This window comes from Streptomyces canus, from assembly GCF_041435015.1.
GTDB lineage: Bacteria > Actinomycetota > Actinomycetes > Streptomycetales > Streptomycetaceae > Streptomyces > Streptomyces canus_G.
Window position 1 is genome coordinate 7,802,618 of the sequence record NZ_CP107989.1, and the last position, 22,219, is coordinate 7,824,836.

Annotated in this window: 19 protein-coding genes; all 19 read left to right on the top strand. The window is 69.7% G+C overall.

Annotated features, from left to right (window positions below; all coding sequences use genetic code 11):
- The first annotated feature begins 85 nt into the window (after positions 1 to 85).
- Positions 86 to 670 carry a TIGR03086 family metal-binding protein gene (locus tag OG841_RS35610; protein WP_365117748.1) on the top strand — a complete coding sequence of 195 codons (585 nt, stop codon included), beginning with the start codon at positions 86 to 88 and terminating at the stop codon, positions 668 to 670.
- 236 nt (positions 671 to 906) lie between these two features.
- Complete coding sequence (locus tag OG841_RS35615; protein WP_371568273.1) at positions 907 to 1,662, top strand: MBL fold metallo-hydrolase; 756 nt, start codon at positions 907 to 909, stop codon at positions 1,660 to 1,662.
- A gap of 161 nt (positions 1,663 to 1,823) precedes the next feature.
- Complete coding sequence (locus tag OG841_RS35620) at positions 1,824 to 2,480, top strand: GntR family transcriptional regulator (RefSeq protein WP_371568275.1); 657 nt, start codon at positions 1,824 to 1,826, stop codon at positions 2,478 to 2,480.
- Entirely contained in the window at positions 2,477 to 3,388 is a 912-nt protein-coding gene (locus OG841_RS35625; protein WP_326669660.1) for a dihydrodipicolinate synthase family protein, read from the top strand. The genes OG841_RS35620 and OG841_RS35625 overlap by 4 nt, the downstream gene beginning before the upstream one ends.
- Positions 3,385 to 5,115 (top strand): L-arabinonate dehydratase, encoded by a 1,731-nt coding sequence (gene araD / locus OG841_RS35630; RefSeq protein ID WP_371568279.1) that lies wholly within the window; start codon positions 3,385 to 3,387, stop codon positions 5,113 to 5,115. Before OG841_RS35625 ends, araD begins: the two co-directional genes overlap by 4 nt.
- 144 nt (positions 5,116 to 5,259) lie before the next feature.
- Positions 5,260 to 6,195: a carbohydrate ABC transporter permease gene (locus OG841_RS35635; protein ID WP_059206229.1), complete on the top strand. Its 936-nt coding sequence runs from the start codon at positions 5,260 to 5,262 to the stop codon at positions 6,193 to 6,195.
- Complete coding sequence (locus OG841_RS35640) at positions 6,192 to 7,088, top strand: carbohydrate ABC transporter permease (RefSeq protein WP_328637620.1); 897 nt, start codon at positions 6,192 to 6,194, stop codon at positions 7,086 to 7,088. Before OG841_RS35635 ends, OG841_RS35640 begins: the two co-directional genes overlap by 4 nt.
- Positions 7,085 to 8,383: a pectate lyase family protein gene (locus tag OG841_RS35645; protein WP_328637619.1), complete on the top strand. Its 1,299-nt coding sequence runs from the start codon at positions 7,085 to 7,087 to the stop codon at positions 8,381 to 8,383. Before OG841_RS35640 ends, OG841_RS35645 begins: the two co-directional genes overlap by 4 nt.
- Positions 8,380 to 9,534, top strand: coding sequence for a Gfo/Idh/MocA family protein (locus OG841_RS35650; RefSeq protein ID WP_328637618.1), 1,155 nt, complete (start codon positions 8,380 to 8,382; stop codon positions 9,532 to 9,534). The genes OG841_RS35645 and OG841_RS35650 overlap by 4 nt, the downstream gene beginning before the upstream one ends.
- A complete protein-coding gene (locus tag OG841_RS35655; protein WP_328637617.1) occupies positions 9,531 to 10,376 on the top strand; it encodes a PmoA family protein in 846 nt (281 codons plus the stop codon). The genes OG841_RS35650 and OG841_RS35655 overlap by 4 nt, the downstream gene beginning before the upstream one ends.
- Positions 10,373 to 11,872 carry a glycoside hydrolase family 43 protein gene (locus OG841_RS35660; protein ID WP_371568286.1) on the top strand — a complete coding sequence of 500 codons (1,500 nt, stop codon included), beginning with the start codon at positions 10,373 to 10,375 and terminating at the stop codon, positions 11,870 to 11,872. The genes OG841_RS35655 and OG841_RS35660 overlap by 4 nt, the downstream gene beginning before the upstream one ends.
- A 33-nt stretch (positions 11,873 to 11,905) precedes the next feature.
- Positions 11,906 to 13,879 (top strand): pectinesterase family protein, encoded by a 1,974-nt coding sequence (locus tag OG841_RS35665; protein WP_371568288.1) that lies wholly within the window; start codon positions 11,906 to 11,908, stop codon positions 13,877 to 13,879.
- Positions 13,880 to 13,952: 73 nt separating this feature from the next.
- Complete coding sequence (locus OG841_RS35670) at positions 13,953 to 15,296, top strand: ABC transporter substrate-binding protein (RefSeq protein ID WP_371568291.1); 1,344 nt, start codon at positions 13,953 to 13,955, stop codon at positions 15,294 to 15,296.
- Between the two features lie 115 nt (positions 15,297 to 15,411).
- Positions 15,412 to 16,206, top strand: coding sequence for a rhamnogalacturonan acetylesterase (locus tag OG841_RS35675; RefSeq protein WP_371568293.1), 795 nt, complete (start codon positions 15,412 to 15,414; stop codon positions 16,204 to 16,206).
- Between the two features lie 35 nt (positions 16,207 to 16,241).
- Entirely contained in the window at positions 16,242 to 17,561 is a 1,320-nt protein-coding gene (locus tag OG841_RS35680; RefSeq protein ID WP_365117729.1) for a pectate lyase family protein, read from the top strand.
- 107 nt (positions 17,562 to 17,668) lie between these two features.
- A complete protein-coding gene (locus tag OG841_RS35685) occupies positions 17,669 to 18,796 on the top strand; it encodes a pectinesterase family protein (protein ID WP_371568297.1) in 1,128 nt (375 codons plus the stop codon).
- 1 nt (position 18,797) lies between these two features.
- Positions 18,798 to 19,826 (top strand): pectinesterase family protein, encoded by a 1,029-nt coding sequence (locus OG841_RS35690; RefSeq protein ID WP_328637610.1) that lies wholly within the window; start codon positions 18,798 to 18,800, stop codon positions 19,824 to 19,826.
- Positions 19,813 to 20,967 (top strand): dienelactone hydrolase family protein, encoded by a 1,155-nt coding sequence (locus OG841_RS35695; RefSeq protein WP_371568298.1) that lies wholly within the window; start codon positions 19,813 to 19,815, stop codon positions 20,965 to 20,967. Before OG841_RS35690 ends, OG841_RS35695 begins: the two co-directional genes overlap by 14 nt.
- Before the next feature lie 73 nt (positions 20,968 to 21,040).
- Positions 21,041 to 22,153: a right-handed parallel beta-helix repeat-containing protein gene (locus tag OG841_RS35700; protein ID WP_328637608.1), complete on the top strand. Its 1,113-nt coding sequence runs from the start codon at positions 21,041 to 21,043 to the stop codon at positions 22,151 to 22,153.
- The last annotated feature ends 66 nt before the right edge of the window (positions 22,154 to 22,219 follow it).

Below are 22,219 nucleotides of genomic sequence, written 5' to 3' on the forward strand. Positions count from 1 at the left end.
CCTACATCCGCGGTCGTGCGAGCGATGAGTTCTCGGGGCGGGGGCGGTCTAACCCTTACGACACCGTGACCACGAGGAGTACCGCATGACCGTCCCACCCCTGGACCTCGGACCACAGACACGCGTCATCGCCCTTCTGGCCGAGGCCGTCACCGATGATCAGCTGGGGAACGCCACGCCCTGTCCGAAGTACGCGGCGCACCACATGCTCGGCCACCTGCTCGGCCTCTCCGCGGCCTTCCGTGACGCCGCCCGCAAGGACCTCGGCGCCACGACCGACACCCCGCCGACCGACTCCGTCCCGGACATCGGCCCCGGCTGGCGCGAGGAACTCCCCAAGGTCCTCGACGAACTCGCGGAGGCCTGGCGCGACCCGGCCGCCTGGACCGGAATGACCCGCGCGGGCGGCGTCGACCTGCCCGGAGAGATCGCCGCAGCCGTCGCCGTCGACGAACTGGTCGTCCACGGCTGGGACCTGGCCCGCGCCACCGGCCAGGCGTACGACCCGGACCCCGCCGCGCTCCAGGCGACGTACGACTTCCTCCAGGCCTCCGCAAAGGACCCGAGCCGGGACGCCATCTTCGGCCCGATCGTCCCCGTGCCCCAGGACGCGTCCCTGCTGGACCGGGCGATCGGCCTCAGCGGGCGGAACCCGGGCCGGACGTCGTAACAGGGCCCCCGGCTCTCGTGGACGCCGTCACGGGAGGCGCCCCCCGTCGGCGTCCCCTTCGCTGCCCGCGACACCGGCCTGCCCCGTCCGCCTCGCCGCGCCCGGGTGGCCATCGGGCCAGGACCGTCCCCGCGTCCCACGCGCGGCGCCCGGCTGCCGTAGACACCGGTACGACCCTGCCGTAGAGGAACGGAAACCGGCGGCGGGCGGCAGGCCCGGACCGTACGCTCCCCACCATGCCGCCCCTCAGCCTCACCGTCCTCGGTACCGCCTCCCCGCACCCGGCGCCGGGCCGCCCCTGCTCCGGCTATCTGCTGCGCGGCGGGGGCGCCGAGGTGTGGGTGGACGCCGGGCCCGGCACCTTCGCCGAGTTGCAGCGGCACACGGATCCCTCCCGGCTGACGGCGATCTGGATCTCCCATCTGCACGCCGACCACAGCGCGGACCTGCTGTCCGCCGTCTACGCCTTCGCGTTCGGCGGACTCACCCCGCCCGCCCCGATCCCGGTGTACGCGCCACCCGGCTGCGCCCATCGGCTCGCCGGGTTCTTCGGGCGGTCCGACGTGCGCTTCCTCGAGGGCATCCTCGCCTTCCATCCCCTGTACGACGGTCACACCGTCCGGCACTGGAACCTCCGGCTCGCCGCGCGGGCCGTCGCGCACGACGCCGAGGCGTACGGGCTGCGCGCCGAGTGCGCCGGACGCGTCTTCGCCTACTCCGGGGACAGCGGGCCCTGTGCCGCCCTCGTCGAACTCGCCGCGGAGTCGGACGTGTTCCTGTGCGAGGCGGACATCGACCGTCATCGCGAAGGCGAACAGACCCACCTGACGCCCGAGGACGCCGGCGGCATCGCCCGCAAGGCCGGGGTGCGCGAACTGATCGTCACCCACGTCGGACCCACGCTCACCAGGGAGGCGGCCACCACACGCGCGGCCGTCGCCTTCGCCGGGCGCACCAGCACGGCGTTCGAGGGCGCCACCCGGCTGGTCTGACCCTCGTCTTCACCGCAACTTCAACTTCCTCTGCCAGAAGCATTGACGAAACATCGCACCCCTCCCTACCTTCAACGCGTCGTACTTCATACGTCATATATGAGACGCGATATGCGAGATCAGATACGCAAGATCCGATACGCGAGATCCGAGAGGCGCGCATGACCTCTGTGCCCACGCCGATCCCCTCCCGCACGCAGTACGTGCTGGAGGAGATCAAACGCCGCATCCTCACCGGGCGCCTGACGCCTGGTCAGGCCCTGGTGGAGACCGAACTCGCCGCAGAGTTCGGGGTGTCCAAGACCCCGGTGCGCGAGGCGCTCAAGACCCTGGCCGGGACCGGGCTCGTCGTGATGAGCCAGTACAAGGGCGTCACGGTGCGCATGGTGGACGCGGACATGGCGCGCGAGGTCTACGACGTCCGGCTGCTCCTCGAACCCGAGGCGCTGAAGCGGGCCGTACGGCGCGGGGCCTCCCTCGACGCCGCACGGGACGCGCTGACCCGGGCCGACGACGCCACCGACACCGCCGAACGCTCCCTCGCCAACCGGGAGTTCCACCGCTCGCTCTACCTGCCCTGCGGCAACCCGCTGCTCGGCCGGATGCTCGACGAGGTCCGCGACCAGGCCGCCCTCGTCTCCGCCGTCGCCTGGGCGGCCTCGCCCTCCTGGGAACGGGAGGCGGGCGAGCACCGGGAGATCCTGCGGCTCGCCCTGGAGGGCGACGCGGACGGAGCGGCCCGCGCCCTGCACGCCCACATCGCGTCCTTCGTGGAACGAGCGTTCCCCGGAGTGCTGGACGAGGAAGGTCAGGAATGAGCAGCGAGACGTTCGAGACCCGGCGGGCGGCCCTGGCCGACGTGGTGGCGATCCCGGTGACTCCGTTCGCCGAGGACGGCACCGTCGACCAGGACACCCACCGGGCCCTGCTGCGTCGGCTGCTCGACGGAGGGATCACCACCCTCACCCCCAACGGCAACACCGGCGAGTTCTACGCTCTGACCCCCGAAGAGCGCCGCCTGGTCACCGAGTTGACCGTCGAGGAGGCCGGGGACCGGGCGAACATCCTCGTCGGCGTCGGTCACGACGTCCCGACCGCCGTGGCCTCCGCCCGCCACGCCCGCGAGCTCGGCGCCGGGATGGTCATGGTCCACCAGCCCGTCCACCCCTATGTCTCGCAGGGCGGCTGGGTCGACTACCACCGCGCGATCGCCTCGGCCGTCCCGGAACTGGGAGTCGTTCCGTACATCCGCAACGCCCAGCTCAGCGGCGACCGCCTGGCCGAACTCGCCGACGCCTGCCCCAACGTGATCGGCGTGAAGTACGCCGTCCCGGACGCGGCCAGGTTCGGCGCCTTCGCACGGGACGCGGGACTCGAACGCTTCGTGTGGGTCGCCGGGCTCGCCGAGCCCTACGCGCCCTCCTACTTCTCGGCGGGTGCCACCGGCTTCACCTCGGGGCTGGTCAACGTCGCCCCCGCCGTCTCGCTGAACATGATCGAGGCGCTCCGGTCCGGTGACTACCCGGCCGCCATGAAGGTCTGGGAGCAGATCCGCCGCTTCGAGGAACTCCGCGCCGCGAACGGCTCCGCGAACAACGTCACCGTCGTCAAGGAGGCCCTCGCCTCGCTTGGCCTGTGCCGCCGCGACGTGCGTCCGCCGAGCCGCGAGCTGCCCGAGGCCGAGCGCGCCGAGGTCGCCGCGATAGCCGCCGGGTGGTCGATATGACCGACAGGAAGCGTCCCGAAGAGCTCAGAAGCCATCAGTGGTACGGCACCGAGGGCCAGCTGCGGACCTGGTCGCACAACGCCCGTATGCGCCAGCTCGGTTACGAGGCCGAGGAGTACCGCGGCCGCCCGGTGATCGCCGTCCTCAACACCTGGTCGGACATCAACCCCTGCCACGTCCATCTGCGCGAGCGCGCCGAGGCGGTCAAGCGGGGGGTGTGGCAGGCCGGGGGCTTCCCGCTCGAATTCCCGGTCTCCACCCTCTCGGAGACGTACCAGAAGCCCACCCCGATGTTCTACCGCAACCTCCTCGCGATGGAGACGGAGGAGCTGCTGCGGTCGTATCCGATCGACGCGGCGGTGCTGCTCGGCGGCTGCGACAAGTCGACGCCGGCGCTGCTCATGGGCGCGGCCTCGGCCGATGTCACCTCGATCTTCGTGCCCGCGGGGCCGATGCTGCCGGGGCACTGGCGGGGCGAGACCCTCGGGTCCGGCACCGACATGTGGAAGTACTGGGACGAGCACCGCGCGGGCAACCTGACGGACTGTGAACTGCGCGAGCTCCAGGGCGGGTTGGCGCGCTCGCCCGGTCACTGCATGACCATGGGGACCGCGTCCACGATGACCGCGGCGGCGGAAACCCTGGGCATGACCCTGCCGGGTGCGTCCTCGATCCCGGCCGTCGACTCCGCGCACGAGCGGATGGCCGCGGCCTCCGGGCGCCGCGCCGTGGAACTCGCCTGGACCGGCCTGAAGCCGTCCGAGATCCTCACCCGCGAGGCCTTCGAGGACGCTGTCACCACGGTGCTCGGGCTCGGCGGCTCCACCAACGCGGTCATCCATCTGATCGCCATGGCCGGCCGGGCGGGCATCAAGCTCACCCTGGACGACTTCGACCGTATCGCGCGTACCGTGCCGGTGCTGGCGAACGTCCGGCCCGGCGGACAGACGTACCTCATGGAGGACTTCTACTTCGCCGGCGGTCTGCCCGCCTTCCTCTCGCGGATCACCGACCTGCTCCACCTGGACCGGCCGACCGTGAACGGCACCCTCGGGGAGCAGATCGAGGGCGCGGAAGTCCACAACGACGACGTCATCCGCACCCGGGACAACCCGGTCGCGAGCGAGGGCGGGGTGGCCGTCCTGCGCGGCAACCTCTGCCCGGACGGCGCCGTCATCAAGCACATCTCCGCCGAGCAGCACCTGCTCAAGCACACCGGCACCGCGGTCGTCTTCGACGACTACAGGACCATGCAACGCACCCTCAACGACCCGGCGTTGAACATCACCGCCGACAGCGTGCTGGTGCTGCGCAACGCCGGTCCCAAGGGCGGCCCGGGCATGCCCGAGTACGGGATGCTGCCGATCCCGGACCATCTGCTCAAGCAGGGCGTGCGGGACATGGTCCGGATCTCCGACGCCCGGATGAGCGGGACGAGTTACGGCACGTGTGTGCTGCACGTGGCGCCCGAGTCGTACGTCGGCGGACCGCTCGCCCTCGTGCGGTCGGGGGACGACATCACCCTCGATGTCGAGGCGCGCGTCCTCCAACTCAACGTGGACGACGAGGAGTTGGAGCGCCGACGGGCGGAGTGGACACCGCCGCCCGCGCGTGACGAGCGCGGCTACGGCGCGCTCTACAACGAACAGATCACCCAGGCGGACACCGGCTGCGACTTCGAGTTCCTCGCCCGCCCGGGCAAGGTCGCCGACCCGTACGCGAGCTGACCCACGACCCGCTTCCGCGGGCGGCACCATCGCACAGCACTACCTGGCACAGCACGACCTGGCACAGCCATGTGCAGAGAGAAAGCGCTTCCCGCACGACGAACGCACGTCGCACGTCCGACGTACTGAGAACGGAGAACAGTCATGGCCCAAGCCGCAGCCGTGGCGAAACCGCCCGCGCCACCCCGGCGGCGCCGTGCCTCCGCCACGCCGCGCAGACTGCCGTACCTGCTGATCGCGCCGGCGGCCCTGCTGATGCTGGGCTTCATCGCCTACCCGGTCATCAGCGTCTTCTACTACAGCCTGCAGAACTACAACCCCACCAAGCCGTGGCGGAACGGGTACGCGGGCTTCGACAACTTCGTCCAGATCTTCACCAAGGACCCGCAGTTCTGGGACACGCTGACCTTCAGCGCCAAGTGGGTCTTCGTCGAGGTCGGGCTCCAGCTGCTGTTCGGCCTGGCGCTCGCGCTGATCGTCAACCAGACCTTCGTGGGCCGGGGACTGGGGCGCGCGATGGTCTTCTCGCCGTGGGCCGTCTCCGGAGTGCTGACCTCCGCGATCTGGGTGCTGCTCTACAACTCCCAGACGGGCATCACCCGTTACCTCGCCGACATGGGCATCGGCTCCTACGGCACCAGCTGGCTGTCGGACACCTCCACCGTCTTCTCGGCGGCGGTCGTCGCCGACCTGTGGCGCGGTGTGCCCTTCTTCGCGATCCTCATCCTCGCCGACCTCCAGTCCGTCTCGAAGGACCTGTACGAGGCCGCCGAGGTCGACGGGGCCAGCCGCTTCAAGCAGTTCTGGCACATCACGCTGCCGCACCTGAAGGACGCGATCATCCTGTCCACGCTGCTGCGCGCGGTGTGGGAGTTCAACAACGTCGACCTGCTCTACACGTTGACCGGCGGCGGACCGGCGGGCGAGACCACCACGTTGCCGCTGTACATCGCCAACACCAGCGTCGACGCCCACAACTTCGGCTACGCGTCCGCCCTGACCACGGTCGCGTTCGTGATCCTGCTCTTCTGCTCGATGGTCTATCTGCGGCTGAGCAAGTTCGGAGGCGGTTCCAAGTGATCACCAAGGAGGCCACGGAGGTCGCGCCCGCGCCCGTGCGCGAGACACCCGAACCGCCGCGCTCGGTCAAGCACCGCCGTTCCTGGGACGAGGTCCCGCGCTGGCAGATCTACACACCGCTGTCGATCTACCTCGTCTTCACGCTCATCCCCTTCTACTGGATCCTGCTCTTCGCGCTGCGCCCGGCCGGCTCGACCTCGCTCGTCCCCTGGCCGATCACCTTCGACCACTTCAAGAAGGTGTGGACGGAGCGGGCCTTCGGCACCTACTTCGAGAACAGCGTGTACGTCGGCCTCGCCACCCTGGTGATGACGACACTCGTCGCCCTGGCCGGCGGATACGCCCTCGCCCGGTTCGACTTCAAGGTCAAGAACGCGTTCATGCTGGCCCTGCTGTGCTCGCAGTTCGTGCCGGGTGCGCTGCTCCTGGTGCCGCTGTTCGAGATCTTCGCCGAGCTGAAGATGATCAACTCGCTGGGCAGTGTCATCATCGCCGAGACGGTGTTCCAGCTGCCGCTGTCGATGATCCTGATCAGCAACTTCATCAAGAACGTGCCGTACTCGCTCGAAGAGGCGGCCTGGGTCGACGGCTGCAACAGGATGACGGCCTTCCGGATCGTCGTCCTGCCGCTCCTGCGGCCCGGTCTGATCGCCGTCGGATCCTTCGCCTTCGTGCACTCCTGGAACCACTTCCTGTTCGCCCTGATGTTCCTCAACAACCAGGACAAGCAGACGATCCCGGTCGGCCTCAACACCCTGATGAGCGCGGACAGCGTCGACCTCGGCGCGCTCGCCGCCGGCGGCATCATCGCTGCCGTACCCGTGGTGATCGTGTTCGCCTTCATCCAGAAGTGGCTGATCACGGGCTTCAGCGCGGGGGCGGTGAAGGGATGATACCCCGTCGGATCGGCGTCGACATGGGCTTGTTGGAGAGTCTCTGCGTCCCCGCTCACGCCGAGGCCCGTGACCTCAGCCGCGAAACCTTGCCACCGAACGACTGCTGGGCAGCCGCCGACGGCCGCATCACCGGCGGTGCGACGGTCGACGACGGTCACGTGTATACGGTCACCGACTGCGCCGGACTCGCCCACGCCCTGGACGGCAGCAGCGACGCCCCGGAAATCATCAAGATCGCCGGGACGATCGCCGCCAACACGGACGACACCCGCCCCCAACTGGACTGCGCCGAGTACGCCACTGGCGGCTACAGGACGAAGAAGTACCTCGCCGCCTACGACCGTTCCTGGGCGGTCGGCAGGAGTGAGCCCGCTTACTGGCACGCCCCGAACGGCCTTGGGCGTGCTGGGCGTCCGCCTTCGCCTCCGGAGGGCGACACGGATCCTGTCCGTGGTCCGGTCCTGGAAGGGCGGAGTCCCTCACGATCTGGCCATGTGGGTGCGGCCAGAGGCGACGGGGAGGCCCTGAGCCATCTCGCTGGTGGAGCAGGGGCCCCGCACGCTGGCACCGCACCCGGCGTCCCAGATCGCACAGCGACGCTACCTCGATCAGCCCAGTCCACCGCAAGCCTGCAAGCCGACGATCACACGATCGAGCTAAAGCGTCCCCCTGTATCCCCGGCGAACAGTTGCCACCCCGACGCCGACGAGCCCACCTACTTCGCCCGCAACTACCTCCGCCACGACGGCCTGCTGGACATCACCAACGGCTCCGACCTGGTCACCGTCTCCTGGAGCCGGTTCGCCGACCACGACAAGGCGATGCTCATCGGCAACAGCGACTCGGCCACCGGCGACCGCGGCAGACTCCGGGTCACCCTGCACCACAACCAGTTCGAGTCCGTCGTACAGCGCGCGCCCCGTGTCCGCTTCGGACAGGTGCACCTCTACAACAACCGGTACCTCGCCAGGAACGACGACTACCGCTACTCCCTCGGCATCTCCACCGAGTCCGCCGTCCACGCCGAGAACAACGCCTTCCACACCCCCGGCCACATCGAGGCGGCCGACCTCGTCAAGAGCTGGAACGGCAGCGCGCCGCACCAGACCGGCACCCTCTTCAACGGCTATCCGGTGGATCTGCTCGCCCTTTACAACGCCTACGACTCGGGCAGCGAGCGTGACCTCACGGCGGACGTCGGCTGGACGCCTACCCTGCACACAAAGATCGACAGCGCCGAAGCGGCCGACCGGCAGGTGGCCCGCGGCGCGGGCGCAGGGAGGATCCCATGAGCACCGTAGACATCGTCCTGGCGGGCGCGCGCGGCCACGGCCGCTGGCACCTGGAGAACATCCGCCGACTGCAGGACAAGGGGATCGTACGACTGGCCGGGATCTGCGAGCTGACCCCGCTGACCGGCGACGAGATCCCCGAAGGCCTGGGAACGCCCGAGCAGTCCGCCGACTTCGGCGCGCTCCTCGACGCGACCGGCGCCCGGATCGCGGTGATCTGCACGCCGATCCCGACCCACACGGACCTGGCACTCGCGGCGGCCTCCCGAGGAGTGCACCTTCTTCTGGAGAAGCCCCCCGCTCCCTCCTACGCCGAGTTCCGCCGCATGGCCGACGGAGTCGCCGCGGCCGGTGTCGCCTGCCAGATCGGTTTCCAGTCGCTGGGCTCGCACGCCGTGCCCGCGATCCGCGAGCTGGTCGAGGAGGGAGCGATCGGCGAGGTGACCGGGATCGGCGGGGCCGGTGCCTGGGCGCGTGCCGAGGCGTACTACCGGCGTGCGCCCTGGGCGGGCAAGCGGCGGATGAACGGCGTCGACGTGATCGACGGAGCACTGACCAACCCGCTCGCGCACGCCGTCGCCACCGCGCTCGCCCTGGGCGACGCGAGCCGCGCCGAGGACGTCACCCGTATCGAGACCGAGCTGCTGCGCGCGAACGACATCGAGTCCGACGACACCTCCTGTGTCCGCGTCACCACCGCGAACGGCCTCCAGGTGACCGTCGCCGTGACCCTGTGCGCGGAGGACCCCGACGAGCCGTACGTCGTCGTGCACGGCGACCGCGGCCGGATCACCTACTGGTACAAGCAGGACCGCGTGCTGCTCCAGCGGGCCGGCCACGGCCCCGAGGAGTACGAGTACGGCCGCACCGACCTGCTGGAGAATCTGGTCGACCACGTCACCGACGGCGACGACCTGCTGGTCGTCCCGGACGCGACCGGCGCCTTCATGAAGGTCGTCGAAGCCATTCGGCTCGCCCCCGACCCGGACCCGCTCCCGGCGACGGCCTGGCACCTGCTCCCCGACGAGGACCGCCGGGTCGTCCCCGGCATCGACGGACTCGTCGCGGCCGCCGCCGACAGTCTCGCCCTCTACTCCGAGCTGGGCGCCGACTGGGCCCGGCCACACGTCGCGAACGAGGTGAGCACATGACGACCCCCGATTCCCCGGTCCTGCGTGTCGCGGGCCGCCCGGTCGGCCGCTACGTCACCCGGCCCGAGCTGCCCGCCCGGCTCTCCCCGCGCCCCTACCTGCACCCCGTCACCACCCTGGCCGGCACGGCTGTCACCGAAGTCAGCCCCGCCGACCACATCCACCACCTCGGCGTCGGTGTCGCCGTTCCCGACGTCGAGGGGCACAACTTCTGGGGCGGGCGCACCTACGTCCGCGACCAGGGCCCGACCGAGCTCGACAACCACGGTGCCCAGCGCCACAACTCCTTCCAGCTCCGCGACCCGGACGGCTTCGTGGAGGAGCTGCGCTGGGTCGCCTCCGGAACCGAGCTGCTGCGCGAGCGCCGTACCGTCGCGGCCACCGAACTGACCGGCTCCGCATGGGCGTTGGACTTCACCTTCTCCCTCACCAACGTCACCTCGGACCCCCTGTCGATCGGCAGCCCCGCGACCAACGGCCGCCCGGGCGCGGCCTACGGCGGGTTCTTCTGGCGGGCCCGGAAGGAACAGGACGCGCCGGACGTCTTCACCGTCGACCGCGAAGGCGAGGACGCGATCCACGGCACCCGCGCCGACTGGGTCGCCCTCACCGGCGCCACCTGGACGCTCGTCTTCGCCGGGGCCACCGACCGGACCCGCCGCGACCCGTGGTTCGTGCGCGTCGGCGAATACCCGGGCGTCGGATCATCGCTGGCTTACGACTCAAGGCTGCCCATCCCGCCCGGCGAGACCGTCGTCCGCCGGATCGTCACCGTCGTGGCCGACGGACGCCTGCCCCGGCTCGAAGTGGCGGCCCTGGTACGGAAGGCGGTCAGCCAGTGACGTACACGAATCCGATCCTGAACGCCGACTGGTCCGACCCGGACGTGCTCCGCGTCGGCGACGACTTCTACCTCACCGCCTCCAGCTTCGGCCGGGTCCCCGGACTGCCGCTGCTGCACTCCCGCGACCTGGTCAACTGGACGCTGATCGGCCACGCCCTCCAACACCTGGAGCCTGCGGGGGAGTTCACGAAGCCCCGGCACGACTGCGGGGTCTGGGCCCCCTCGCTGCGCCACCACGACGAACGGTTCTGGATCTTCTGGGGCGACCCGGACCAGGGCATCTTCCAGATCAACGCCCCCGAGATCAGGGGCCCTTGGACCCGCCCGCACCTCGTCAAGTCGGGCAAGGGCCTGATCGACCCCTGCCCCCTGTGGGACGAGGAGACCGGCGAGGCCTATCTGGTGCACGCCTGGGCCAAGTCCCGCTCCGGCGTCAAGAACCGCCTCACCGGCCACCGCATGGACCTCGACGGCCGCGAACTCCTCGACGAGGGCAAGGTGATCGTCGACGGCGACCGGTTACCAGGCTGGTTCACCCTGGAGGGCCCCAAGCTCTACCGGCACGACGGCTGGTTCTGGATCCTCGCTCCGGCGGGGGGAGTGGAGACCGGCTGGCAGGGTGCCTTCCGCTCGCGCGGGTTCTTCGGCCCGTACGAGGAGAAGGTCGTCCTGGAGCAGCAGGACTCCGACGTCAACGGGCCGCACCAGGGCGGCTGGGTGCGCACCCCGTCCGGCCAGGACTGGTTCCTGCACTTCCAGCAGAAGGGCGCCTACGGCAGGGTCGTCCATCTCCAGCCGATGCGCTGGGGTGACGACGGCTGGCCGGTGATCGGCGACGACGGCGCCCCCGTCGCCGTACACGAGAGGCCCGACCTGCCGCCGCAGCAGGACGCGGCGCCCGCCACCGACGACGACTTCCCCGGCGGACGCTTCGGCCGCCAGTGGCAGTGGACCGCGAACCCGCAGCCCGGCTGGGCCACCCACCACTCGGGCGACGGGCTACGGCTCACCTGCGTCCGTTCGGCCGACGCGCCCGACCTGCGCAAACTGCCCAACGTTCTCACCCAGCGGCTGCCCGGCACACCATCGGCGGTCGAGGTGGAACTGCGACTGCGCAGCGAGGAGCCGGGGGCACGCGCCGGACTCGCCGTCCTGGGCGATGCCTTCAGCTGGATCGGGCTCCAGCGCGGGGCCGACGGGAGCGTCCATCTCGTGCACCGGTTCGCCGAGGGCGTCGCCGAGCAGGAGCGGGACGCCGACCATCCGCGGCCGGCGCCCACGGGACGGGCGCGGTTGCGGATCGAGATCGGCGCGGGGGCGCGCTGCCGTTTCTTCTCCGACGTCGGCGACGGCCTGCGCCCCAGCGGACCCGTCTTCGCCGCCACCCCCTGGCGCTGGGTCGGAGCCCTGCTCGGACTGTTCGCCCTCGTGCCCGTCGGAGGAGGGCACGCCGGGGCGGCAACCTTCTCGCACTTCAGGATCGACCCCCTGTAACGCACCGAACCCGTAAGCCTGTTGGGAGCCGCAATGACGCAGCACCTTCATAGCAAGCGCTTGCAGAGACCGGGATACGGCACGGTCCTGGCCGCTGTCCTCGGTCTGGTGGCCGCGCTGAGCCTCGGGGCGATCGGGCAGGCCAAGGCTGCCGAGAAGACTCCGGTCGACCGCTGGAGTGACCGGGCCCACGGCTTCGCCTCCCTCGCCGGCGGGACCACCGGAGGGGCCGGCGGCAAGGTCGTGACCGTCACCGACCAGGCCGCGCTGGCCACTTACGCGGCGGCCGAGGAGCCGTACGTCATACGGGTCTCGGGCGCGATAGCCGTCGAGCCCTTCGGCTCGGACATCGTCGTGGCCTCGAACAAGACGATCATCGGCGTCGGCGACACCGGCGAGATCGTCCACGGCGAGCTCCATCTCAACCCCGGCACGCACAACGTGATCATCCGCAACCTGACGATCCGTGACTCGTACGTCGAGGGCGACTGGGACGGCAAGACGACCGACTTCGACGCGATCCAGATGGACACGGTCGACCATGTCTGGATCGATCACAACCGCTTCACGCACATGGGCGACGGTTTGCTCGACATCCGCAAGGACAGCCGGTACATCACCGTCTCCTCCAACCAGTTCACGAACCACAACAAGGCGTTCGGGATCGGCTGGACCACCAATGTCCTCACCGAGATGACGATCGACCACAACTGGTTCCGCGGCACCAAGCAGCGCAACCCCTCGGCGGACAACCTCGCCTTCGCCCACCTGTACAACAACTACCTGTCCTCGCAGGTCGCCGACGGTGACCCGGTGTGGACGTACGGGAACTGGGCGCGCGGCAGGACCAGGATGGTCATCGAGAACAGCTACTACGACGGTGTCCAGCATCCCTACCAGGCCGATGCCACCGCCGAGTTGGTGCAGCGCGGATCGATCCTGAAGAACACGACCGGGCGCACGGACGCGTGGGGCACGGCATTCGATCCGCGGTCCTTCTACGACTACCGGCTGGACCCGGCCGCCGCCGTGCCCTCGCTGGTGTCGAGGTTCTCCGGTCCGCAGAAGCGGATCGGGGTGACCCTGCACGTCCCCGCTGACTACCCGACCGTGCAGGCCGCGGTGGACGCCGTGCCCGACGGCAACGCCGTGCCGGTGACGATCACCGTCGCGCCGGGCACCTACCGAGCCAAGGTCTACATCCCCGCGACCAAGCCCAGGATGGTGCTCCAGGGCACTGGACACGACCGGTCCGACACCGTCATCGTCTACGACACCCCCGCCGAGTACGGCGGTTCGACGGGCAGCGCGACGGTCCGGATCGCCGCGAACGACGTCACCGCCCGCCACCTCACCTTCAGCAACGACTTCGACGAGGCCGCGGTCGAGCTGAAGGGCGAGCAGGCCCTCGCGATGAAGACGACCGGCGACCGGATCGTCTTCGAGGACACCGCCTTCCTGGGCAACCAGGACACCCTGATGACCGACAGCCCCAAGCTGGACCTGATCAGCCGGGTCTACATCCGCGACTCGTACATCGAGGGCGATGTCGACTTCGTCTACGGCCGGGCGACCACGGTGATCGACCGGTCCGTGATCCGGGCGCTGAGCCGGGGCTCGGACACCAACAACGGCTACATCACGGCCGCTTCGACCTGGACGGGCAACCCGTACGGGTTCCTGATCACCCGGTCGAAGGTCGTGAGCGACGCGCCGGGCCAGTCCGTCCATCTGGGACGGCCGTGGCACCCGGGCGGTGAACCCGCCGCCGTGGCCCAGGTGCTGATCCGCGACACCGAGCTGCCGGCCGCCGTGAAGTCCTCGCCGTGGACCGACATGAGCGGTTTCTCGTGGAGGGACGCGCGGTTCGCCGAGTTCCGCAACTCCGGGCCGGGCGCGGCCCCGAGCGCGGACCGGCCACAGCTCGGCGCCGCCGACGCGAGGACCTGCACGCTCGCGAACTACCTCAAGGGCACGGACGGCTGGGCGCCGTACGCCGGCCACTGACTTCCGGGCGCCACCGACTTCCCCCCACAACTTCATTTCTCCGCTGGAATCAGAAGAAGAAGAGAGCCGATCAATGAAGATCAGTATCCGCAGAAGCAGGCGCGCTGCCACAGCCGTCGCCCTCGGGTCCGTCCTGGCGCTGACCGCCACCGCCTGCGGTGACGACGGCAGCGGGTCCGGCGGTGACAAGGGAGGCGAGGGCAGCGGCAAGGGCAAGATCGTCTTCTGGGACAACAACGGCGGTGTGCGCACCGACATCTGGAAGGAGATCATCGCCGACTTCCAGAAGGCGAACCCGGACATCAAGGTCGAGTACGTCGGTATCGCCTCCACCGAGTACCAGTCCAAGGTCGACACCGCCATCCAGGGCGGCGGCCTGCCGGACGTCGGCGGTGTCGGCGCGGCCATGCTCGCCGGGTTCTCCGCGCAGAACGCGCTGGAGCCGCTGGACAGCCGGCTCTCCAAGTCCTCCCTGAACGGCAAGCTCAACGAGGACATGGTCGGCGTGCTGAAGGCGGCGGGGGGTGGGGACGGGACGCTGTACTCGATCCCGACCTCCGCCAACAACGGCGTGCTGTACTACCGGACCGACCTGTTCAAGAAGGCGGGCCTCGACGAGCCGACCACCTGGGACAAGTTCTACGCGGCCGCGGACAAGCTCACCGACGCCAAGAAGAACGAGTTCGGTTACACCATCCGCGGTGGCGCAGGGTCCATCGCTCAGGCCCTGGACGCGATGTACGGGCAGAGCGGGATCACCTCGTTCTGGAACGGCGACAAGACCACCGTCAACGATCCGAAGAACGTGGCCGGGCTGGAGAAGTACGCGGCCCTCTACAAGAAGGTCACTCCGGCGGCCGACCTCAACAACGACTTCACCAAGATGGTCGCCCAGTGGGACTCCGGCACGATCGGGATGCTGAACCACAACCTCGGGTCGTACCAGGACCACGTGAAGGCACTCGGGGTCGACAAGTTCCGGGGCATTCCGCAGCCGATCGGCGCCTCCGGCAAGCGGGTCCAGGTGTCCAACCCCGTCGACGGGATGGGGGTGTTCAAGAGCTCGAAGAACAAGGACGCCGCGTGGAAGTTCATCGAGTTCGCGACCTCGGCCGCGGAGAACTCGAAGTTCAACAAGGCCGCCGGGCAGGTGCCGTCGAACAACGACGCAGCCAAGGACGCCTGGATCTCGGAGGCCGAGCCCACGAAGCTGGCCGCCGCCGCACTGACGGACGGTTCCACGACGATCGTCCAGCTGCCGTACTACCTGCCCGACTGGAACACCATCTCCAAGGCGGACAACGAGCCGAACTTCCAGAAGGTGCTGCTGGGTGACATGAGTGCGAAGGACTTCCTGGACACCATGGCCGACCAGCTGAACAAGGCTCAGGTCGAGTGGAAGGAACAGAACGGCTAAGAGCTCGGGGGTTCACTGTGCGGCCGGCCGCGGGTTCGTCGTGGCTGGTCGCGCCCCGCGGCGGAGCCGCACATCGATACAGCCCGCGCCCCTGAGGGAAGAGAGGCTACCCAAGGTGTCACTCACACGCAGACAGGTCACCGTGGCGGCGATGGCCGCCGTGCCCGTCGCTTTCAGCGCAACCGGTACTGCTCAGGCCAAAGAACAGCGCACCCTCTACATCGCCGGTGACTCCACCGCCGCCCAGAAATACGCCGACGCCGCTCCCGAGACCGGGTGGGGCATGGCGCTCCCCTTCTTTCTGCACAAGGACCGGCGTGTCGCCAATCACGCGGTGAACGGGCGGAGTTCGAAGTCCTTTGTCGACGAGGGACGGCTCGATGTCATCCTCGGCGCCATTCAGCCGGGCGACTTCCTGCTGATCCAGTTCGGCCACAACGACGAGAAGACCGCGGACCCGGCCCGCTACACCGAGCCCTGGACGACGTACCAGGACTATCTGCGCCTGTACATCGACGGTGCCCGCGCCCGTGGTGCCCGGCCCGTGCTGGCCACCTCGGTCGAGCGGCGGAAGTTCGACGCCTCCGGCAACGCCGTGCCGACCCACGGCGACTATCCGGCGGCGATGCGGGCGCTCGCCACCGAGGAGGGTGTCGCACTGCTCGACATCCAGGCCCTGTCGCTCGCGCTGTGGCAGAAGCTCGGGGTCGAGGAGACCAAGCGGTACTTCAACTGGACCGCGACCGAGCAGGACAACACGCACTTCAATCCGCCGGGTGCCATAGCCGTGGCCCGGCTCGTCACCCGTGAACTGCTGCGGCACCGCGTGCTGGCACCCCGGGACGTGTGCCGGCTCGATGCCGAGATCCCGGAGTCCTGGATCACCTGGCCGTCGTCGGCCACCGCCTGACCACTCCTTCTTCGTTGTCGAAAGAGAGCCGCACCATGAACGCACAGATATGGCATGGGCATGTCATTACAAGGGTGATGGCCGTGGCGGGTTGCGCCGCCCTGGTCCTCGCGGTCACCGGCCCCACCGCCCAGGCCAAGGGTCATGACGTCGCCCGCGAGACCCTCGCCACCGGCGACGGCTGGGCCTCCGAAGGCACCGGCACCACCGGAGGCGCGGCCGCCGACGCCGCCCACGTCTACACCGTCACCGACTGGGCCGGCTTCAAGGCCGCCCTCGCCGCCGGTGGCGGCGCCCCGAAGATCATCAAGGTGAAGGGGACCGTCGACGCCGTCTCCGAGGGCTGCGACTCCCTCGCGGCGCCCGGGTACGACTTCGACGCCTACCTCGCGAAGTACTCGCCCGAGGCCTGGGGCCTGGACACCGACCTGAGCGCCGAGCCCGACGACAGCCCCGAGGGGCTGCGCCGCGCCTCCGCCGCCAACCAGGACCAGACCATCAAGGCGAACGTGCCCGCCAACACCACGATCATCGGCGTCGGCAAGAACGCCGGGTTCAAGGGCGCGAGCCTGCAGATCAAGGCCGTCGACAACGTCATCGTCCGCAACCTCACCTTCGAGAGCCCGATCGACTGCTTCCCGCAGTGGGACCCGACCGACGGTGACAAGGGCAACTGGAACTCCGAGTACGACACCGCCGTCGTCTACGGGTCCACCCATGTGTGGCTGGACCACAACACCTTCACCGACGGCAGTCACCCCGACAGTGCCGCGCCGACCTACTTCGGCATGCTCTACCAGCAGCACGACGGCGAGCTGGACATCGTCCGCGGCGCGAACTACGTCACCGCCTCCTGGAACGTCTTCACCGAGCACGACAAGACGATCCTGATCGGCAACAGCGACAGCGAGTCCACGGCGGCGGGGGACCGGGGCAAGCTCAAGGTCACCTTCCACCACAACCTGTTCTCCGACCTCGTCGAGCGCGCGCCCCGCGTCCGCTTCGGCCAGGTCGACTCCTACAACAACCACTTCGTGGCGAACGACGACTACGCCTACAGCTTCGGCATCGGCAAGGAGTCCCAACTCGTCGCCGAGCACAACGCGTTCACGCTGCCTGCGGGGATCAGCGCGGCCAAGGTGCTCAAGCGGTGGAACGTCTCCCCGCTCACCGCCGCGGACAACTACGTCAACGGCAAGCCCACCGACCTGATCGCCGTCCACAACGCCGAGATCCCCGCCGAGACCCTGGAGTCCGGCGCGGGCTGGACGCCCACCCTGCGCACGAAGGTCGACCCGGCCAAGAAGGTGCCCGGGATCGTCGACCGCGGCGCGGGCGCCGGGCGCGTCTGCTGACACCCCCCTGACCGGCCGGGGCGGAATCCAGCGGCCGTCCCGGCCACCCACCTCACCCCCCACGCGAGGCACCCCACCCCTGAGCCGCATGTCCAAGGAGCACCCGCATGCCCTCGCACGACACCCGACTCCCCCTGTCCAGAAGGGGATTCCTGCTCGCGAGCACCGGAGCGGCGGCCGCGCTCGCCCTCGCGCCGGCCCCCGCGCACGCCGGCGCCCGGCGCCCGTTCGGCCGCTTCGGATCACCCGCCGCCCGGCTCACCCCGCAGACGCTGTACGTCGACCCGAAAGGCCGGGGCGACCACACCACCGTCAAGGACGCCGTCACCGCCGCCACCGGCAGCGGCTGGACCCTCGTCCTCGCCCCCGCCACCTACCGCGAGACCGTCGCCGTCGACATCACCCGCACCGACGCGACCTGGATCGGCGCCTCCGAGGACCCCCGGGACGTCGTGGTCGTGTACGACAACGCGGCCGGCACCCCCAAGCCCGGCGGCGGCACCTACGGCACCACCGGGTCGGCCACCACGACCGTGCAGGCCGACGGATTCACCGCCCGCTGGATCACCTTCGCCAACGACTGGCTGCGTGCCGACCACCCCGGCATCACCGGCACCCAGGCCGTCGCCATCAAGATCCAGGGCGACCGCTCCGCCTTCCACCACTGCCGCTTCCTCGGCCACCAGGACACCCTCTACGCCGACTCGATCGCCCTCACCTCCTTCGCCCGCCAGTACTTCTCGCACTGCTATGCCGAAGGCGACGTCGACTTCGTCTTCGGGCGGGCCACGGCCGTCTACGAGAACTGCCACTTCAGGACCCTGAACCGGACCGACCTGGCGGCTGCGCCGTACGGCTTCGTCTTCGCGCCCTCCACGGCGGGTGCCAACCCGCGCGGTTACCTCGTCACCAGGAGCCGCGTCAGCAGCGAAGCACCCGACGCCTTCTACAAGCTGGCCCGCCCGTGGGTGCCGAGCTCCGACACCACCGCCCGGCCCTCGCTCGTGGTGCGGGACACCTGGCTGGGCCCCGGCATCGACGCGGCCGCCCCCTACACCACCATGTCGGACGCCTTCCCCTGGCGGAACCAGCGCTTCGCCGAGTACCGGGACACCGGCCCCGGCGCCAGGATCACGGTCCCGGGGAACCGGCCCCAACTCACCGCCGAGCAAGCCCAGTCGGCCACGCGCGAGGCCTACCTCGGCGACTGGAAGCCGTGGCGGGAGGAGTGCTGACATGCGGCGACGAGCACTGATCAGCGCCGGCGTCGGCCTCGTCGTGGCGGCGTCCGCCCCGGCCCATGCGGGAACGCGCCGCGTCCTCCACGTCCGCCCCGGCGATTCCGTCCAGGCGGCCGTCGACGCGGTCATCGGCCCCGGCTGGACGATCGTCGTGCACCCGGGCACCTATCGCGAGATCGTCAACGTTCCCGCGGACAAGGCGGAGCTGACCCTGCGCGGCGCCGTCCGTGACCCACGCGCCGCCGTCATCGTCCACGACAACGCCAACGGCACCCGCAGGCCCGACGGTTCGGGCACCTACGGCACCGCGGGCTCCGCCACCTTCACCTCCGCGGCCCCCGGCCTCACCGTCCGCGACCTCACCCTCGCCAACGACTGGCTGCGCGCCGACCACCCCGACATCACCGGCACCCAGGCGGTCGCCGCCTACACCTACGGCGACCGCACCCACTTCGAGAACGTCCGCCTCCTGGCCCACCAGGACACCCTCTTCGTCGAGACGACCGCGCTCACCGCCTTCGACCGGCAGTACTTCCGCCGCTGCTATGTCGAGGGCGACGTCGACTTCGTCTTCGGCCGGGCCACCGCCGTCTTCGAGGAGTGCCACTTCCACACCCTCCAGCGGGACGTCGACTTCACCCCCAAGGGCATGGTCTTCGCCCCCTCCACCGCCCGCGCCAACCCCTACGGCATCCTCGCCGTCCGCTCCCGCATCACCTCCGGGGCCGAGGACGCGGCGTACAAGCTGGCACGGCCCTGGGTGCCGTCGTACGAGACGACCGCCTGGCCGTCCCTCGTGGTGCGGAACAGCCGGGTCGGGCCCGGAATCGACCCGGTCGCGCCGTACACCAACATGCGCGAGGCCTACCCCTGGCAGACCATGCGCTTTCGGGAGTACGCCAACTCAGGCCCCGGCGCGGTGATCTCCGTCCCCGGCAACCGGCCCCAGCTGACCGCCGAAGAGGCCGCCGTGCACACCCGGCGGACGTATCTCGGCGACTGGAGGCCCTATGAACGCCGGTGAGGTGGGCCGACGGGCGTTCGTGGTGGGCGCCGGAGCGGCCATGCTGGCCGGGGGAGCGGTGAGCCCCGCGGAAGCCGGGGTCGTCGACGGCCCGCTGCCCGACTTCCACCCGGCGCTCAAGGCCGAGCTGGACTTCCCGCTGGCCTGGGGGACTTCACCGGTCCGTGACTTCCGCGCCTGGCGACGGACCGCGCGTTCCACGGTCGAGGAGCACCTCCTCGTCGACCGCGAGGACGGGACGCCGTACGACGCCGAATTCGACCAGGGCCCCCAAAGCGAGGGCTACACGCGGGAGTTGGTCACCCTCTCCCTCACCCGTCACGAACGCGTCCGTGCCGCCCTGCTCACTCCGGACGGCCCCGGGCCGTTCCCCGCCGTGCTGCTTCTCCACGATCACGGGGCGAAGTTCGACATCGGCAAGGAGAAACTGGTCCGGCCCTGGTACGACGACACTCGGCTCGCCTCCGCGCAGACCTGGGCGGACAAGTACTTCAGCGGCCGTTTCGTCGGCGACGAGCTGGCCCGGCGCGGCCGTGTCGTCCTGTGCGCGGACGCGCTCGGCTGGGGCGACCGCGGACCGATCGCCTACGAACAACAGCAGGCCCTCGCCTCCAACTTCTACAACCTCGGCTCCTCCCTCGCAGGTCTCATGGCCCGCGAGGACGCCCGCGCCGCCGGCTTCCTCGCCGGTCTCGACCGGGTGGATGCCAAAAGGGTCGCGGCTCTCGGGTTCTCCATGGGCGCTCACCGCGCCTGGCAGACCGCCGCGCTGACCGACGCCGTCAAGGCCACGGCGGCCGTCTGCTGGATGACCGGCCTCAGGGAAATGATGGTGCCCGGCAACAACACCCTGCGCGGGCAGTCCAGTTACTACATGCTCCACCCGGGGCTGCCCCGGTTCCTCGACTTCCCCGACGTGGCGAGCATCGCCGCCCCCAGGCCGATGCTCTTCTTCAACGGCGGGCTCGACCCGCTGTTCCCCGCCGACGGCGTACAGGTCGCGTACGACAAGCTGCGCGCCGTCTGGCACTCCCGCCACGCCGAGGAGCGGTTGCACCTGAAGACATGGCCGGACCTTGGCCATGTCTTCGTCGACCGCATGCAGGACGAGGTCTTCGGCTGGCTCGACGCCGTCCTGTAACCCCGTCCCCGAAAGGCACGACTCCCCGAAAGGCACGACTCCCCCATAAGCACGGCGAAAGGACCCGCACTCCATGTCTCGTCGTACCGCTCTCATCGCCACGGCCGCCCTCGCCCTCGGCTCCGGCCTCGCCGTTCTCCCCACCCAGGCCCAGGCCGCGACGGTCGTCGTCAGCACCTCGACCGACCTGTCCAACGCCATCAAGAACGCCACCGCCGGCACCGTCATCCAGGTCCGCGGCGGCACCTACTACCCGACGGCCACCCTCCAGTCCACGGCAAACGGCAGCTCCTCCGCGCCGGTCACGCTCACCGCGTACGGCGCGGAGACCGTGAAGATCGACGGCTCGTCGCTCCCCGACGGCGACTGGATCTTCAAGCTGACCGCCGACTACTGGAACGTCTCCAACATCACCTTCCAGAACTCCCCGGACAGCGCGGTCGTCTGCCAGTCCTGCACCGGGACGGTCTGGAACAACATCAAGACCGTCAACGGCGGCGACTCCGGCTTCACGCTCACCGGAGACGGGACCGTCAACAACACGGTCAAGAACATCGACTCCTACGGCAACTACGACGCCGCGAACCACGGCGAGAACGCCGACGGCATCGCCGTGAAGTTCGGCTCCGGCACCGGCAACCTCATCACCGGTGCCCGCCTCTACAACAACTCGGACGACGGGATCGACTTCTGGTCCTTCTCCTCGCCCGTCACGGTCGAGCACACCTGGTCCATGGGCAACGGCGTCAACCGCTGGTCCGACTCCGCCTTCGCGGGCGACGGCAACGGCTACAAGCTGGGCGGCGACGGCGAGGTCGTCGCACACGTCATCAACAACTCCGCGGCCTGGGGCAACGCCGGCAACGGGTTCACCGAGAACTCCAACACCGGCGCGATCGTCATCAACCGCACCACCGCCTACGCCAACAGCAAGTGGGGCTACTACTTCGCCACCAGCTCCGCGAAACTCGGCAAGAACCTCGCGGTGAGCAACGGCGGCGGCTCGGTCAGCAAGGGCTCCAAGGTCACCTCGTCCGGCAACAACTGGGACAGCGGGATCAGCACTCCCGCGTTCAAGTCGACGGACGCCTCGACGACGTACAACGCCCGCAGCTCCAGCGGCACCCTGCCCGCCACCACGTTCCTGACGACGGGCAGCACCACCATCGGCGCCACCATGAACTGACGCCGCCTCCGAACACCCCGGCTCAGGGCGCTTGACCCGTTTTTTACCGGGCGGGTCTCGCGCCCA

Excerpts from the sequence above, each read along its gene's own strand:
- OG841_RS35610 (WP_365117748.1), top strand. The coding sequence starts at position 86 with ATGACCGTCCCACCCCTGGACCTCGGACCACAGACACGCGTCATCGCC.
- OG841_RS35615 (WP_371568273.1), top strand. The coding sequence starts at position 907 with ATGCCGCCCCTCAGCCTCACCGTCCTCGGTACCGCCTCCCCGCACCCG.
- OG841_RS35620 (WP_371568275.1), top strand. The coding sequence starts at position 1,824 with ATGACCTCTGTGCCCACGCCGATCCCCTCCCGCACGCAGTACGTGCTG.
- OG841_RS35625 (WP_326669660.1), top strand. The coding sequence starts at position 2,477 with ATGAGCAGCGAGACGTTCGAGACCCGGCGGGCGGCCCTGGCCGACGTG.
- araD (WP_371568279.1), top strand. The coding sequence starts at position 3,385 with ATGACCGACAGGAAGCGTCCCGAAGAGCTCAGAAGCCATCAGTGGTAC.
- OG841_RS35635 (WP_059206229.1), top strand. The coding sequence starts at position 5,260 with ATGGCCCAAGCCGCAGCCGTGGCGAAACCGCCCGCGCCACCCCGGCGG.
- OG841_RS35645 (WP_328637619.1), top strand. The coding sequence starts at position 7,085 with ATGATACCCCGTCGGATCGGCGTCGACATGGGCTTGTTGGAGAGTCTC.
- OG841_RS35650 (WP_328637618.1), top strand. The coding sequence starts at position 8,380 with ATGAGCACCGTAGACATCGTCCTGGCGGGCGCGCGCGGCCACGGCCGC.
- OG841_RS35655 (WP_328637617.1), top strand. The coding sequence starts at position 9,531 with ATGACGACCCCCGATTCCCCGGTCCTGCGTGTCGCGGGCCGCCCGGTC.
- OG841_RS35665 (WP_371568288.1), top strand. The coding sequence starts at position 11,906 with ATGACGCAGCACCTTCATAGCAAGCGCTTGCAGAGACCGGGATACGGC.
- OG841_RS35670 (WP_371568291.1), top strand. The coding sequence starts at position 13,953 with ATGAAGATCAGTATCCGCAGAAGCAGGCGCGCTGCCACAGCCGTCGCC.
- OG841_RS35680 (WP_365117729.1), top strand. The coding sequence starts at position 16,242 with ATGAACGCACAGATATGGCATGGGCATGTCATTACAAGGGTGATGGCC.
- OG841_RS35685 (WP_371568297.1), top strand. The coding sequence starts at position 17,669 with ATGCCCTCGCACGACACCCGACTCCCCCTGTCCAGAAGGGGATTCCTG.
- OG841_RS35690 (WP_328637610.1), top strand. The coding sequence starts at position 18,798 with ATGCGGCGACGAGCACTGATCAGCGCCGGCGTCGGCCTCGTCGTGGCG.
- OG841_RS35695 (WP_371568298.1), top strand. The coding sequence starts at position 19,813 with ATGAACGCCGGTGAGGTGGGCCGACGGGCGTTCGTGGTGGGCGCCGGA.
- OG841_RS35700 (WP_328637608.1), top strand. The coding sequence starts at position 21,041 with ATGTCTCGTCGTACCGCTCTCATCGCCACGGCCGCCCTCGCCCTCGGC.